This is a genomic window from Flavobacterium plurextorum (assembly GCF_024638035.1).
Taxonomy (GTDB): domain Bacteria; phylum Bacteroidota; class Bacteroidia; order Flavobacteriales; family Flavobacteriaceae; genus Flavobacterium; species Flavobacterium plurextorum.
In genome coordinates this window covers 4,155,518-4,172,332 of the sequence record NZ_CP100442.1, presented here as the reverse complement: position 1 = coordinate 4,172,332, position 16,815 = coordinate 4,155,518, and the positions used below count along the sequence as shown (strand labels likewise).

Here is a 16,815-nt window from a genome sequence, read left to right as displayed (position 1 = left end):
TCAGGCTGAGCGAAGTCGAAGCTCTCGTAAAGTATTTGACCCAACGTTTATCACATTCAGTTTGTCATCTCGACGAAGGAGAGATCTCCACAAGAAATTCGACAAAGATTGCCCATTTAGTTTGCACGGGCTTCGACTTCGCTCAGCCTGACAAAGCGGTGTAAAAATTAGATTAGAATAAAAAAACATATTTATGATTAAGCATAAAAACATATTTCAAAAAATAGCAATTGCGTTATTGTTTTCAGTATCAATTTTTGCACAGAAGCAAGCTAGAATTGTCGAAGACTTCAATAAAAACTGGAACTTTAAATTGGGAGATTATCCAACAGCAATTCAAGCCGATTTTAATTCGAAAGATTGGAGAACACTTCAATTGCCGCACGACTGGAGCATCGAAGGTGTTTTTGATAAAAATAGTAAAACAAAGCAAGCGCAAGGATTTTTACCTGCTGGAAAAGGTTGGTATCGCAAGGTGTTTACCGTTTCTAATAATTGGAAAAACAAAACGATTTCGATTGAATTTGACGGTGTTTTTAAAAACAGCGAAGTTTTCATAAATGGAAAATCTTTAGGAATACGTCCAAATGGATATATTTCTTTTGGTTATGATTTGACCCAATATTTGAACTTTGGAAAAGAGAATGTAATTGCTGTAAAAGTTGATAATGACGCGCAGCCAAATTCTAGATGGTATACAGGTTCTGGAATTTATAGAAATGTGAGATTGGTTGCCAGCGAAAAACTGCATGTAGGGAAGTGGGGAACTTATGTGACAACTCCAGAAGTTTCAGCAGAAAAATCTAAAATACATCTAGAAGTTACTATTGACAATGATAATGCTTCTGCAAAAGAATTTAAATTGGTTACTTCGATTATAAATGCTGAGAATAAAGAAGTTGCTAACTTTACTTCAACAGAAAAAATTGGTGCTAAAACAACAGAAAAAAAGGTTCATGATTTGGTTTTAAAGCAGCCAAAATTGTGGAGTACAGAAAATCCGTACTTGTATAAAGTTATTACTAAAGTTTATGAGAAATCTAAACTTGTCGACAATTACGAAACGCCGCTAGGTTTTCGATATTTTAATTTTGATTCGGAGAAAGGTTTTTCATTAAATGGAGTTCCAACGAAAATATACGGAGTTTGTCTTCATCATGATAATGGTGCTTTGGGCGCTGTAGAAAATATTCATGCGGTTAGAAGAAAGCTGACTTTAATGAAAGAAATGGGAGCAAATGCGATCAGAATGTCTCATAATCCGCATTCTTTAGAAATGATGCAATTGTGCGACGAAATGGGTTTCATCGTTCAGGACGAAGCTTTTGACGTTTGGAAAAAGAAAAAAGTAACGAACGATTACCATAAAGATTGGGATGCGTGGCACAAACAGGATTTAGAAGATTTTATCAAAAGAGATCGTAATTATCCATCGGTTATGATGTGGAGTATTGGTAACGAAATTAGAGAACAGTTTGACTCAACTGGAATTGCAATTACCAGAGAATTGGCTAAAATCGTAAAATCATTAGATACTACTCGTCCTGTGACTTCGGCTTTGACCGAAAATATAATTGAGAAAAATTTTATTTACCAATCGGGAGCTTTGGATCTTTTAGGATTCAATTACAAACACGAAGATTATAAAGATTTTCCAACACGTTTTAAAGGGCAAAAAATATTGGCTTCTGAAAGTGTTTCGGCTTTAGAAACACGCGGACATTATGATTTTCCAGATGGAATTAAAGCGTGGCCGACAAAGCACGGCGCGCCGTTTGACGGAAATGTTGATTGGACAGTTTCGGCTTATGATCAGGTGAAATCGTATTGGGGAGCAACACACGAGGAAAATTGGAAAACAATCAAGAAACAAGATTTCATGGCGGGAACTTTTATCTGGACTGGATTTGATTATATCGGAGAACCAGATCCGTATCCATTTCCAGCGAGAAGTTCGTATTTCGGAATTGTAGATTTAGCCGGACTTCCAAAAGATGTGTATTATATGTACCAAAGTGAATGGTCGAACAAAGACGTTTTGCATATTTTCCCGCATTGGAATTGGAAAAAAGATCAGGAAGTTGAAGTTTGGGCGTATTACAATAATGCTGATGAAGTGGAATTATTCTTAAACGGAAAATCCCTCGGAAAAAAATCAAAACAAAATGATGATTTACATATTTCATGGAAAGTGAAGTTCGAACCAGGAACTTTAAAAGCAATTTCAAGAAAGAATGGAAAAGTAGTTTTAGAAAAAGAAATCCACACAGCCGGAGAAGCTTCTAAAATTGATTTAAAAGCAGACAAAACAATAATCAATAATGATACTTACGATTTGGTTTATGTAACCGTTTCTACAGTTGATGCAGCTGGAAACTTATTACCAAACGCAACAGATTTAATCAATTTTGAAGTTACTGGCGGCGGAAAATTGGTTGGAGTTGATAATGGTTACCAAGCCAATTTAGATTCATTTAAAGCGAATTCTTGCAAATTGTTTAATGGAAAATGTATTGCTATTATCCAGTCGAATGGTAAGAAAGATAATATTCAGTTGAAGGCGTCGACAGGTAATTTGCAAGCTTCGACTATTGAAGTTAAAGTGCAATAAAACTTATTTCTCGCAAAGTCGCGGAGACGCAAAGTTTTTTTTTGAACCATATAAGTTATGTAAGTTTTTTTTAAGTTTTAGCTTGATTGAACTTATATAACTTATATGGTTTGTTTTTTTAGCTTATCCAAGTTTGCCATTTTTCAATTATTTTCCATTTACCGTTTGTTTTTTTCAAATAAATAGCAAGCCCGCTTCCACAAAGACCAGAGCAGTGACGGTCTAGTTCTACGTAAGCTTTTTGTCTGTCAATTGAAAAAACAGGAATTGACATTTCGTAGAATGTAAACAGTTTTTCGCTTTCTTTTCGTTTTATTAATGCTTTTTCTATAGTTATTGAATTAAACCTGCTAAGGAGATTTTTTTCGATTTTTAGTTTTTCAGGGTTTGAATTTTGTTCTAGTAGGGATAAAGAATCTATCGCTGAAAATCTCTCTCCAATTATTTTCTCACTTAATAATGTGGTAATATAAATACCTCGTGGCGGTGGTGGAGGAATTAATCCATTCTCGTACTTTTCAGGAATCGATATGTTAAGTTTTCTAAGTTCACTGCAAAAAGCAGTTGAATCTTCACTTTTAGAAAAAACATCTAAACTGTCTTGAATTATAATTGCTTCTACAATTTCATTGATATCTTTAATTTGCTCAGAAGCTATGCTGGTTTTCTCTTTTTTGTTTTGACAGCTGTAAAAAGCAAAAATGAGCACTATGTAAAGAATTGGTTTTTTCATGTCTAGATTTTAACGCCTTAAGGTAAAAGTAATGAATTAATGTTATGTTCTTTAGGAAATATATTTGAATCAAATTCTTGTATAAAAAAAATATTCCGCCCCAAAATAGGAGCGGAATATTTACCATTTAAAAAAAAATCAAGAATTATCGCTATAACTCAAGTTATCGTTCTTAGAAAACACCAATGTAGTGGTTTCCTGGTTTGTTTACCAATTTAGCACCTTTAGTAACTGCGCCTGTTGGAATATCAATAATATAGATGTTACCGTCTTTACCAACTGGTGTAACTGCAATGTATAAATCGTTTCCATCTACTACAAAACCTTGGTATTGACCAAAATCTAAAGCAGCATCGTAAGCAATACCTTCAACTAATTTAGCTGTTTTTGCATTAAGGTCGATTCTTGCAACAAAACCTTGTCCGTTAGATGCATCATGAGTATATAAAGCATAAGCAATTCCGTTTCCAGCATATCTCCAAGCATCAATATAAGATCCTTTAACTCCAAGTGCAGTATCTAAACTGAAAGAATAAGAGTTGTCGTATTGATTGCTTTGGTTGATTTTTAAGATGTATGATCCGTTTTTAGTATCTCTTTGAGTAGCTTGATAAATATTACCATCAGTACCTACAAAACTATTAAAGCTTCTGAAACCGCTTGTGTCACCAAATGCAACTGTTGAAGTAATAATTTGAGGGTTTTGTAATGATGGGTAATCAACAACTATTGATTTAGAACCTAAACGATCAAATGCAGCTTCGATTTTTCCTGTTGCAGGATCAGTTTTACGCATCCAAGTACCGATGATTAGTTTGTTTCCAGCTTTATTAAGTGTAGGAGCATCTAAACGGAAAATGTGGTGTCCTTTTGCTTCTTCTTCAGCTGCTAATGGAAGTTCATATTGTTTGAATGCTGAGATTAAGATGTTTTGTAAATCTAATGATAAAACTGTAGCTGTACCTCTAGTGTATTTGTACGTTTTTCCATCAGCTTGCGTAACTACAGCCGGTGCTGTAACATTTACTGCTACACCTGTTTTATCTCCGTCAAAAAGTTTGTTCCATCTTGGAGAAGTTCCTGCATATTGTGAAATATTTACTGTAGTTCCAGATTGAACAAAGTTTTTTGCTCCGTTTACTTTGTAGGTCATAAATTCACCTCCATTAGCTCCAGTATAAGTAATATTGAAAAGCGTGCTTCCATCTACAGATGATTGCAAACGTGCTGTTCTGCTAGATTGTACAGGTGCTCCATTTTCGTAAACGTCGATAGAAAAGTTTGGATTTTTTGCATCAGCTTTACTTACAGAAAATACTTTAGTTCCTCCGTTACCATCACCTGGTTCCGTTTGCATTAATGCTCCAGCAATGGTTATCCAACGGTCTTTAGTTTCTGGATTTACTGGTGTTTCATTTTTGTTGTCATCACTGCTGCAGCTTGTAGTAAGAGCAATTGTGGTTAAAACCAATCCACATGCAAGTAATTTAAATGTACTTCTTTTCATATTTATAGCATTAAAAAATTAAATAATTAGGTATTAAAACTTGTTTAGAGTATAGTTAAGCTTCAAGTAAAAAGCTCTTCCGGGTTTTTGCACAGCAAAATTGTCGTAGACTTGTTCGTCTGTGATATTTTTGGCATCAAAGCTTACAATGAACTTTTTATTAGGAAATGCATAACTGATTCCTAAATCGTGCGGAAACTGTGCTGTTGTTTTGTCTATTTCAAGCCAAGTCGTGTAAAATTCGCCTACATATCCAAAATTGTAATACAGATTTAATTCTGAATTTTTTTGAAGGATATCTTTAAAATTGTATTGCGCATTTCCATTAACAGTAAAATAAGGCTCATTTGGAAGCTGTTTGTCATAATGCGGCAATACATTACCATTGATGTCGTATTTGTCTTTGAAAAGTGAGTTAAACTTTGACATATTCATACCAACAAACAATCTGTTGTTGTAAGAGTATTCGAAAGAAGCTTCGTAACCTATTGACTGCGCTTTTCCTAAGTTCACAGAAGGTGTAGTCTGCAAGGCTTCGTTTAAACGATTACTAAACTGACGAACGATTTTGTCTTTTGAGTTTCTCCAAAAACCAGATCCTCCAATGCTGAATTTATGATCGTTAATTTTATAAGGACCAAATCGTAATCCAACATTTAAATTGTTACTTTGTTCTGGTTTTAAAGAACTGTTTCCTATTAGATTTTCTGCGGGATCTCCAAATATTTCATTCTCATTAGGCATTCTAATTGCTTTTTCAGCTGATAAAGTGAACATCATTTTTGGCAGAATAAAGTAAGAAGAGGCAAATCCGTAACCGTAGAAAGAAATGTCATTCTTTTTCACTACTTCAACAATTTTATTTTGACCGTTTTCAGTAACAATAATCGGATCTCTTTCTTCCGTTTTTTGTCCGTAGCGTTTTCCAAAAACATTTACCCTTAAACGTGATTCAAAAGCTTGAAGTTCATAACCCAATGAAAGTACATTTTTTTGCAAATCACGTGTTGGAAGAAAACTGCTTGTTAAGGGTGATAACTCGTCAAATTGCTCTCTATCAACAGTATAAAGCATACTATTGAAAACGAATCTGTTTTTTTCATTCACGTTATAAATCAAACCAGCTCTTGTGCTGAAAATATTGCTGTTGATGTGTTGTATTGTTTTTGGACCTTGCTGTGCTCCAGTTGGAGATAAAATAGGATCTCCATAAAGACCTAAAGCTTTTTCTCCAAACCAGTTGTAATTCCATTTAACAGTATCGTTGACTACCTCGTTTCTTTGGCTGAAAACTGAGTTTACTGAAAACTCAAGACCTTTAGCAAGAAAATCTTTTTTAGTATAATTAAGACTAATAACTCTTGCGTTTGCTTCTGAAAAACGACCTTTATAAGGCTTAGTCATCGATTGACCATGTTGGATTTCGTTAAAATCTTCTGAAGCATTAAAGCCTATCAAAAATGTATCAGCCCAGCTTACATCTGTAAAACCAGCTTCAACTCGTCCGCCAAAAGAACGGTACGCATCATTGAAACGTTTTGCTTTTACATATTCATATCTTCCGTTTGGTGAGATATTGTAAACAAATTTTCCCCAAACTTCATAATCGTTATCAGAGTAATTATAAAAACCAGAACCTTTTAAAGTGAAACCTGATTTATCGCGAAAAGTGGTGTTGAAATTTGATTGTGTAGTATTAAACGAACCATAAGATACAGAAGCGTTCAGGGTATTTTTAGCTCCTTTTTTCAAGATTACATTGATTGCACCGCCTAAAGCATCATCTGCCAAATGAGCTGGAACAACACCTTTGTAAACTTCGATGCGCTCAATTAATGCTGGTGGAATACTGTTTAAACTGAATGAAGATCCGTATGTTGAAATTGGAATTCCATCAATAAATATTCGGATTGAATTACCTGACATTCCATTTAGATTGTAGTTAACGCTCGAACCTAATCCTCCGTTTTGCCTTACTCGAACACCAGCCGATTGCGCTAATAAATCATTAGTTTGAATGTTTCTTTTTGCAGCATCTTGTGTTTCGATTACATTAACTGAAAAACCTTTATCTATAATCTCTTTTTTAGCCGTCTTTTTAGTAATTACTACTTCATTTAAATGTTTAGTATCATTTTTTTCTCTAATGTAATAGTAACTTGGTGTGAAGAACGATTTAAGTGAACTTCTACCATTTTTGTATTTGCTTCTAATGAAGAAACTTCTAAAGTGTATTTTTTAAAGGGAAGGCCTTTAATTTGAAATTTACCCTCATTATCAACAACAGCGAATTTTTGTGTGCCTGAAACTAATACGGTTGCTCCAAAAGCTGTTTCATGTTTACCAAAAGTTACTTTTCCAGTAATTGTTCCTGTTTGGGACCATCCGGTAATTGTTATCATTAAAAAGATAAAATAAATAAACCTCATAACTGCGTGTACTAAATAAATTGTGCAGCAAACTTATGAGTTTATTTAAATTTAATCTAAATAAACGAATTAGAAAATCATTAGAATTACATTAGAAAATCATTAGAACAAAATTAGAGTTTCTAATGTTGGAAAAACAAGGAAAACAGAGGTCTTAAGATAAAATGTAAGTATCTTGTTGTTAGTTTTTTACTTGTTTTGTATATGGTAAAATAGAGCTGATAAAACGAGAAAACAATATAAAAAGTATCAATAATCGAATATTTTAATCTTTAAAATTAGAGCCTTTCATTAAAGTTTTGCCTTGAAATGTTTAATGTTGAAGTTCTTCGATTTGATTACTTTTCCGTTGTCCGTAATCATAAGGCAGCTGTATTCTGGGAATTTTTGCAGCAGGAGCAGACCGTTCTTTTGACCTAGTATCATTAATGAAGTACTTAATCCGTTTGCAGTTTCTGCATTTGGACCAAAGATTGTAACACTGCATAATCCAGTTACAGGATAACCAGTTGCAGGATTTATAATATGAGAATATCGTTTGCCATTAAAAACTACAAACTTTTCATAAGTGCCTGAGGTTGTTACGGCACCTTGATTTAAAGGCACTACTGCCAAGAGTTTTTCTGGCTTAAACGGATTTGTAATACCTATTTTCCAGTCTTCGCCATTAGGTTGTTTTCCCCAAGTACTCATATCACCAGAACCGTTTATAATACCGGCTTTAATACCTTTTTCAAGCATCATTGTTCGGCATTTATCAGTTGCATAGCCTTCACCTAAAGCGCCAAAACCAATTTTCATTCCCTTTAGTTTTAGAAAAATAGTCGATTGCACACTGTCGAGAATAATGTTTTTGTAACCTACTTTTTCTACTGATTTTTTTATGGCTTCCGCCGAAGGCATTTCGGTCATCGAGCCGTCAAATTTCCAGATTCTGTCCATAGCAGCAAAACTTACATCAAAACCTCCGTTTGTCAGTTCAGAGAATTTAATTGCTCTTTGCGTGAGTTCAAAAACTTCTCGGTCGACTTTAATTGGTTTTATTCCCGCATTTTGATTGACTTCAGAAACTTGCGAAGTTGATTTCCAATCCGAAATTAAATTCTCAATTCGGGTAATTTCGGCAATTACTTCTGTTATATTTTTTTCAGCAGTTAGAGAATCTTTAGCAACAATACTAATATCAAAACGACCGCCCATAAGAAGTGTAGTTCTTTTACGCAAAACCTGCGAATGTGCAGACAAACTAAATAGTAGGACAGAAAGAATTAAATAAGTATTGAGGTTTTTTCTAAGCATGAAAAATCTTTTTTGATAACATTTTTTATTTTTGGCGCGCGAAGTTTGATATTTATAGATAGTTAATCAGTTTGCCAAAAAGAAGCTTCATCGAAACGATATTTAACGATTAAAATATGTCACCTCGATGGCTCTTGGTTGAAACTGAAACTAGATCTATAATATGTCAATCCTCTGGATTTGTATTGTCTATTTCGAAAATCAACCATTAACAATTGATAATTATCAATTAACAATTAACAATTATCAATTAACAATTATCAATTATCAATTGGCCATTAACTAATAGCAATCCGTTAATAGCTGTCCATTATTTTTATAATGCAGGAGATCTTTGGTTCCATTTACCACACACAATTCATCAAGAATGGTTTCTACATCTTTTTGCATAGCAAGTGAACCACAGATCATAATTACGCCGCCTTGTTTTAGTAAATCTACAAAAAATACAGCATCTCTTTTTATAAGATCCATTACATAAATATGTTCCGCTTCTCGTGAAAATGCCAAATGAAAACTTGACAGCTTTTGTTTTTCAATCATTTCATCTGTAAACGTTTTGTAACCCGTTACAGTTTCTGTTTCCATTCTAAAACCGCAATACAAATGTGTTTCAGTTTTCTTCTTGTTCTGCTCAATCATTCCAAGAAAAGGAGCAATACCAGTTCCGTTTGATATTAAAGCTGCTTTTGGAGCTTTTATCGGAAAATGAAAAGCTTTATTATTGATGATTCTCGCTTTAATTACATTTCCTGGAGTAAGATCATTTAGATAACCAGAACCCAATCCGTGTGGATGCAATTTTACAACTAATTGTATGTTTCCAGAATGATTTCCAATCGAGTAGAGGCGTTCTCGAGTATCATTAGCGGGATAAATAGCCAATAAATCACCAGAATTAAATTTGGCGCGCATATTAGCACGTAATGTTACTAGAAAAGTATGTTCTTCTTCAGAAATTGCGGTTTTATCTAAAACCATTAATTTCTGTAAACCTTTTGGAACATGATTGTATAAAGAAGGTGTTGTGGCTAAAGGAATTCCAGTTTTGGCACTCCATAACTTTACCCAGTTTACAAACTCAACAGCCGACTTGTCATTTACAGTCTGAAGTTCTAAAATACGTTCTGTCCAGTTTTGACTTTCTAAAAGCTGATCGATTTCAACGGCAAACTTGCAAAAATCAGGATAGGCTGTAGAACCAAAACCAACTACGGAGAACTTAATTTTTTGCTCTTGATTTTGTTTTTGCAGCAGCGCTTTAAATTTATTTCCGTTTGATGGCGGATCTCCCAAACCATGAGTTGAAGAGAAAACTATAATATGTTCTGCTTTTGGATATACCGAAAAACTATTCAATTCTGCAATAAAAGCTTTTTGTCCTTGATCTATTAATTGTTTATGAATTGCGTTTGCAAATCTAAAAGAGCTTCCGTTTTCAGAACCTACTAAAAGTATGTAATTGCTTTCGTGTGCTTTGAATTTGTTTTTGATTCGGCTTGATCTGCGTTTTAAAGTAATCGCAAAACCCGAGTAAATAAAGAAAAGAATATTAATACAAGCAATTGCTAATATTACAGCCCAAACAGCATTAATTCTTCCTGTATGAAGATCAAGGCTCAAAGCTGCAAATTGAGCAGTTATTGGCGATTGTTTCGCTGTAATTACAGTACCATTAACTTGGTTTACTTCAATTTCTTTGTTTTTTAATGCTATGATATAAAACTCTTCTGGATCATCAGTAAAAGGAAATTCGATTTTTTTTACATCAGAAAGAAGTGTGGTTTTAAAAATTGAAGTTTTTTCAGCTTCAGCTGAAAGTTCTGTTTTTACAGGTTTAGCTTTTTCATCGCCCATGAAGAAGTTGAATCTTTCAAGCGTTAAATAAGTTCCTGTTAATGCGATAATCAAAATCGGAATTAAAGTCAATCGCCCTAAAACAACATGGTAATATTGAGCGAAATATTCCTTTATGACTTTTGAGAAAAAATTACGAATTCCTCTTTGTCTATTTAGAACAAGCGCAAAGCCGGAAATAGAAATAAGGACTAATAAAAAAGAAATAACACCAACAAAAAAACGACCAGCTTCATGCAGAAATAAAGAGCGGTGAAAAGCAGTTATCCATTGAATAAATTCACTTTTTTTTGCAGGTGTTCCTAAAGTTTTTCCTGTTCTTGGATCGATGTAAGCGTTAATATCATTTCCATCTTCATCAATTGCCTGAAGTGTTACAAATTGATTATAATCAACGCTCAGTTCTGTAATTTCTGGATACGCTTTTTTTAATGCCGGCAGCGTTTGTTCTAAGGTTATTGCATCAAAATTTTCAACTTTATACGGAAGTGTTTTTTCCTGTACAGCATCAACGGCAAGAATAATACCTGTTACAGAAGCTAAAAGCAGAAATATTGAAGAAAATAGGGCTAAGGCCAAATGTGCGTAACGCCAGAATGAAAGAGTCATTGAGTGTAATCTATTGAAATGTAATCAAATGTTTTAAGCTTTGTCAAAGTTTAAAACCTTGACAAAGCTTGAATTTTGAGCAAATTATTTGCTTGAATTATATTTTATTCAGTCGCACGTATCTGATATAACCTTTACCATCTGTTTTTGCGGCTAAACCTTCAGTAGTAAGAGGAATTTCAAGATCGCTTACATAATATTTTTGATCTTCAACAGCTGATTCAAATCTTAATTTGTAACCTTTGTTTATCTTAGAATTTTCAATTTCTATTGTTGTTATGCTTCGATCTCCGCCAGTTACAGAAGCACCTGTTTTAGCACTAATATCTTCGTTTTTTTTAGTTTGAAACTTATTCCATTCTTTTAACGATTTATACCATTTTTTATCATCTCCCATTACATAAAGAGTCTTTTCATAGTCGCCGTTAGCATTAACAAGTGATACCACAATATATGCTCCTTCGCCCATATAGTTAGCCATTTGAAGCATACATTTGTATTTGCTTGTTTGTGCATTTGCCTGAAATGAAATTAGGCAGATAAGAGCGCCTGTAAGAGCGATTTTAAGTATTGATTTCATTGAATTATGAGTTATTTATAAGTTATGAATTATTAGTTTTGATTTATAATTGAGATGAAAAATTTGAATTTATATGCAAACTTACAACTCAAAACTCAAAACTTTTTAAGTGTTATTTTAAAAATTCTACTGAGACGTTATTTTTTGTAAGCGATTCGTTTTCTTTTGCTAATGCGTAAGCACTTTCGTCAAATTCTGTAGTAACCTCTTTTTTCGCACCTGCAGAAACAAGATATTTTAAAATAGAATCATCTTTTGCAACCATAGCGGCTCTGTGCAATGCTGTTAAACCATCTTTGTTTTTAGCATTTACATCAACTTTTAAGTCCGTTATTTTTTTAAGTAGAGAAATATCATTTTTTGGAATTGCTAAATGATACAAAGTATTACCGTCTTTTTGAGCAGCAGCTAAATTTAATCCTTTGTCTTGAAGTAATTTTGCTTTAGCATCAAAAGGATCTTGTTTTGGTGCAGCTTCTCTGTCTCTTCCAGCTGGTCTGTAAGATTGAACAAGATAAACACCTAAATTATTTCCGTCTTTATCAGTAACATTTACATCAGCACCTTTACTCAATAATAAAGATACAGCTTCAGGAGTTCCTGAACGTACAGCATAAGTTAAAGCCGATTCTCCTTTTAGGTTTTGAGAGTTTATATTTTTTGTAAGTGGAAGCAACAATTCTAATATAGAAGTATCTTTTGCCGAAGCAGCAATCATTAATGGTGTTGTACCTTCTTTATTCGCCTTATTTGCATCTGCACCTTTGCTTAAAAAGTATTTTACAATTTCAGTTTGATTTGGTTTTCCAGCCAAGAAATGAAGTACATTTTCGCCTGCTTTGTTTTCTGCAGTAGCTTTGATTTTTACTTCTTCAACTAAATATTTATAAGTTTCAAGAGTGTTAGATTCTCTACGACTTCCTTGCGCTGCAAAAAGTAAAGCATTGTCAGTAGGTTTTACACCTTTTGCTAAAAGTTTCTTTAAAAGATCAATATTTCCAGTTCTTGCTGCATAAGTAAAAGCAGTGTTTCCGTCGTTGTCAACATCTTTAAGAGACATTCCTTTAGTAGTAAAATAGTCAGCCGCTTTTAAATCTTTATCAGCAGGAATAGCTAAAAGTAATAAGTTAGCACCGCCTTGGTATTTTTTCTTCGGATTAACTCCAGCTTTAAAGAAAGCTTCATACAAAGCAGGATCAGATTGACCATTTGATGCTGCAAAATCAATTGGAGTTGTACCATGACTGTCTTCATAATTTACATCAGAACCTTTTGCAATCAAATATTGTACTAATTCTGTATTACCTCTATATGCGGCCCAATGCAGGTAAATACGGTTATCATGAGTCATTTTATTTATCGGATTCCCAGATTGGTCTAATAAGAATTTGATGGTTGCGATAGGAGCGTCGTTGTTAATCGCTAAAGTCGTAACATCAAAAGCATTTGCATTTGCTTCTGCAGGATTGCTGCCTTTTGCTATTTCTGCTTTTACTACAGTTACGTCAGGTGAGTTTTTCCAGAAAGATTGCTCTAGTAAGGTGTTTTTTTGCTGTGCATTAACATACAAAACAGCTGTTAAAGCCAATGAAATAAAAAGATTCTTTTTCATAATTTATTATTGTTGTTTAACGTCCCTTTATATATGGGGGATAATGGTCTATTTAGAATAAATAAAAATAAAGGACAAATGTAAAGATTTATAACTTTAAATCAAGTTTTATTGCTGTCAAAAAAAATAATTCTAATGATTTTTTAATGTTGACTTATTAGACGCTTTTATAAAACAGTAAATTCTCTTTTTTAGAAAGCTTAGATGTAAATAGCATAGTTTGGTTTAAAGAGATTTATCTGTTTTTTACTTTTTTAATTTAAATATTTGATATATAGTAATTTAAGTTTTTGATTTTCTGGATCAGCGGTTCTTTATTTGGTCTGCATTTTACAAATTTGAGATACTTTTTGATACTATTATTGACGTTTGGATTTTGTTTGATAACAGATTTTTGAGAGAAAATTTAAGGTAAGATGTTGATAAGTGTTTTTGAAAATTGGATATTATTTGAAATTTAATTGTTGAAAACTCTATTTAGATTTAGTTTAAATAGCTGATATGTCAGCAAGTACTGAAAATTATGCGGCTGTTGATAAGTAGTTTTTTTACCACTTTTTTGGACTGCTTTCGGCTGTTGATAATTGATTGGTTTTTTAACATCAATCTTTGGTCAAAAATGGAACTGTGGGTTAATTTTGTAAGTATAAAAAATAAAGTAATTACCACTTCTAGACTTTCGTTTTTTATCTTTTTTTAGTCACCACTTAAATAGTATATATTATGTCTATATTTGATAAAAGAGTCAATTATAAGCCTTTTGAATATCCAGAGGTTTTACAATTTACCGAAGCTATAAATAAAGCGTATTGGGTTCATACAGAAGTCGATTTCACTGCTGATACTCAAGACTTTCATGCACATTTAACGACTGCAGAAAAGACTGCAGTAAAAAATAGTTTATTAGCAATTGCACAAATTGAGGTAGCCGTAAAAAGCTTTTGGGGAAATATCTACGAGCATTTTCCGAAGCCTGAATTCAATGGTTTGGGAAGTACTTTTGCCGAGTGCGAATTCCGACATTCGGAGGCATATTCCCGCCTGCTTGAAGTGTTAGGATACAATGATGAATTTGAGAAACTTTTAGACGTTCCAGTTATTCGTCGACGTGTTGAGTATTTGTCAGATGTACTTAAAGATACTCGTTCGCAGGACAACAGAAAATATATGGTTTCGCTGATATTATTCAGTATTCTAATCGAAAATGTTTCTTTATTCAGTCAGTTTGCGATTTTACTTTCTTTTACACGATTTAAAGGTTACATGAAAAATGTGAGCAACATTATAGCGTGGACTTCAATCGATGAGCAAATTCATGCTAATGGCGGAATTTACATCATTAATAAAATTAGAGAAGAGTTTCCTGATTATTTTGATGAAGAAACGCTGACACTTGTTAGAGAAACTGTAAAAGATTCAATTGCGGTTGAAGCAGATATTTTAGATTGGATATTTGAAGAAGGTGAGATTGAAAGCATCAAAAAAGGCGATTTGGTTAATTTCATGAAGTTTAGAATTGATGAAAGTCTAAAGCAAATTAATATTCCGACGATATTTGATGTAAAAGTTGAAGATTATAAAGCTCTGGCTTGGTTTGAAGAAGAAGTTTTTGCTAACAGTTTGGATGATTTTTTTGCTAAACGTCCTGTAGAATATACAAAACACGACAAAAGTATAACAGCAAACGATCTTTTCTAAAAGCAAAAAATACATATGAATACAATAGACATAAATGAAGCAAATAGTCTTCCGCAGAATGAAAATGGAAATAAAATGTGGTGGAAGAATTCAGAGAGTGAACAAATTTTAAATCGTGGTTATCTTTTAAAAGGTGAAACTGTTGAAGGTGCAATCGACAGAATATGTACGGCAGCAGCCAGAAGACTTTATAAACCGGAATTAAAAGAATCTTTTGTTGAAATGATCGAACGCGGCTGGATGAGTATAAGTTCTCCAGTTTGGGCAAATATGGGAACTGAAAGAGGACTTCCAATTTCATGTTTTAATGTGCACGTTCCAGATAAAATTGAAGGAATTACACATAAACTGGGAGAAGTGATTATGCAAACCAAAATTGGTGGAGGAACTTCTGGTTATTTTGGTGAATTGCGTGAGCGTGGAAGTGCTGTAACAGATAACGGAAAAAGCAGCGGAGCAGTAAGTTTTATGAAGCTTTTTGATACTGCAATGGATACGATTTCGCAAGGAGGAGTGCGCCGTGGTGCATTTGCTGCATATTTAGATATTGATCATCCGGATATTGAGGAATTTTTGAAAATTAAAAGTATCGGAAATCCTATTCAGAATCTGTTTACTGGAATTTGTGTTCCTGATTATTGGATGCAGGAAATGATTGACGGTGATAGTGATAAGAGACAAATCTGGGCAAAAGTTTTAGAAAGCCGTCAGCAAAAAGGATTGCCGTATATTTTCTTTAGTGATAATGTAAATAAAAGCAAACCACAAGTTTATAAAGACAAGAATCTAAGAATTAACGCTAGTAATTTATGCAGCGAAATTATGCTTCCGTCAACAAGTGATGAATCGTTTATTTGTTGCTTGTCTTCAATGAATTTGGAGCTTTATGAAGAATGGAAAGATACTGAAGCTGTAAAACTGGCTATATTTTTCTTAGATGCTGTTTTGCAGGAATTCATCGAAAAAACAGAAGGGAACTATTATCTTTCCGCTGCCAATAAATTTGCAAAAAGACACCGTGCGCTTGGACTTGGCGTTTTAGGATGGCATTCATACTTGCAGAAAAATATGATTCCGTTTGAAGGAATGGAAGCAAAAATGAAAACGACAGAAATTTTCAAACATATAAGTGATAAAGCCGATAAAGCGACGCAGGAATTGGCTAGAATTTATGGCGAACCAGAATTGTTAAAAGGGTACGGAAAACGTAATACAACAACAATGGCAATTGCTCCTACAACATCTTCATCGGCGATTTTAGGACAGACATCTCCAGGAATTGAACCATTTAGCAGTAATTATTATAAAGCTGGTTTGAGTAAAGGTAATTTTATGCGTAAGAATAAATACCTGAAGAAACTGCTTGAAGAAAAAGGTTTGGATAATGAAGAAGTTTGGAGAGAAATTATGCTAAATGGCGGAAGTGTTCAGCATATGACACAGCTTTCTCAAGCTGAAAAAGATGTTTTTAAAACGTTTAAAGAAATCAGTCAGCTTGAAATTGTACAGCAGGCAGCAATTCGTCAGAAATTTGTAGATCAAGGACAAAGCTTAAATCTTAATATTCCGGCAGAACTTCCAATTAAAGAAGTAAACCGTTTAATGATCGAAGCATGGCAGCTGGGTGTAAAAAGTTTGTACTACCAAAGAAGCCAAAGTGTTTCTAAAGAATTGGTAACAAGTTTAGTTACTTGCAGCAGCTGCGAATCATAAAAAAAAGCCGAATCTAAAATTAAGATTCGGCTTTTTTAGTTATTGAAAGTTTTACGCAGATTTTACAGATTTAAGCAGATTTTTAAGCAAAAGTGTTTGCATACTGTTTGTCATGTCGACGTAAGGAGACATCTCCGCAAGTAGCTCCACAATCAAAATCATACTAA

The 16,815-nt window shown here is 33.5% G+C and carries 11 protein-coding genes; 3 read left to right on the top strand and 8 right to left on the bottom strand.

Features of this window, described 5'->3' with window-relative positions:
* Positions 1–193 precede the first annotated feature (193 nt).
* On the top strand, positions 194–2,611 hold the full coding sequence (locus NLG42_RS18325; RefSeq protein WP_257681827.1) for a glycoside hydrolase family 2 TIM barrel-domain containing protein: 2,418 nt from the start codon (positions 194–196) through the stop codon (positions 2,609–2,611).
* Positions 2,612–2,729: 118 nt separating this feature from the next.
* On the opposite strand, the gene NLG42_RS18320 is transcribed toward NLG42_RS18325, so the two are convergent.
* The 8 genes from NLG42_RS18320 to NLG42_RS18285 form a co-directional block, all read right to left on the bottom strand.
* Entirely contained in the window at positions 2,730–3,344 is a 615-nt protein-coding gene (locus NLG42_RS18320) for a hypothetical protein (RefSeq protein ID WP_257681826.1), read from the bottom strand.
* A gap of 172 nt (positions 3,345–3,516) precedes the next feature.
* The gene (locus NLG42_RS18315) at positions 3,517–4,851 is read right to left on the bottom strand and encodes a hypothetical protein (protein ID WP_257681825.1); all 1,335 of its coding nucleotides are present in this window, start codon (positions 4,849–4,851) and stop codon (positions 3,517–3,519) included.
* Between the two features lie 33 nt (positions 4,852–4,884).
* Positions 4,885–6,999, bottom strand: coding sequence for a TonB-dependent receptor (locus NLG42_RS18310; protein WP_413614447.1), 2,115 nt, complete (start codon positions 6,997–6,999; stop codon positions 4,885–4,887).
* The gene (locus tag NLG42_RS18305; protein ID WP_257681824.1) at positions 6,969–7,253 is read right to left on the bottom strand and encodes a carboxypeptidase-like regulatory domain-containing protein; all 285 of its coding nucleotides are present in this window, start codon (positions 7,251–7,253) and stop codon (positions 6,969–6,971) included. Before NLG42_RS18305 ends, NLG42_RS18310 begins: the two co-directional genes overlap by 31 nt.
* A 318-nt stretch (positions 7,254–7,571) precedes the next feature.
* Positions 7,572–8,579, bottom strand: coding sequence for an FAD:protein FMN transferase (locus NLG42_RS18300; protein WP_257681823.1), 1,008 nt, complete (start codon positions 8,577–8,579; stop codon positions 7,572–7,574).
* A 282-nt stretch (positions 8,580–8,861) separates the two neighbouring features.
* Positions 8,862–11,045 carry a PepSY domain-containing protein gene (locus NLG42_RS18295; protein WP_257681822.1) on the bottom strand — a complete coding sequence of 728 codons (2,184 nt, stop codon included), beginning with the start codon at positions 11,043–11,045 and terminating at the stop codon, positions 8,862–8,864.
* 97 nt (positions 11,046–11,142) lie between these two features.
* Complete coding sequence (locus NLG42_RS18290) at positions 11,143–11,625, bottom strand: DUF2271 domain-containing protein (protein WP_089056430.1); 483 nt, start codon at positions 11,623–11,625, stop codon at positions 11,143–11,145.
* 112 nt (positions 11,626–11,737) lie between these two features.
* Complete coding sequence (locus NLG42_RS18285; RefSeq protein ID WP_099718589.1) at positions 11,738–13,237, bottom strand: ankyrin repeat domain-containing protein; 1,500 nt, start codon at positions 13,235–13,237, stop codon at positions 11,738–11,740.
* 723 nt (positions 13,238–13,960) lie between these two features.
* On the opposite strand from NLG42_RS18285, the gene NLG42_RS18280 reads away from it, so the two are divergent.
* The gene (locus NLG42_RS18280) at positions 13,961–14,935 is read left to right on the top strand and encodes a ribonucleotide-diphosphate reductase subunit beta (protein WP_089056428.1); all 975 of its coding nucleotides are present in this window, start codon (positions 13,961–13,963) and stop codon (positions 14,933–14,935) included.
* Positions 14,936–14,950: 15 nt separating this feature from the next.
* Entirely contained in the window at positions 14,951–16,648 is a 1,698-nt protein-coding gene (locus tag NLG42_RS18275; protein WP_099718587.1) for a ribonucleoside-diphosphate reductase subunit alpha, read from the top strand.
* Positions 16,649–16,815 lie beyond the last annotated feature (167 nt).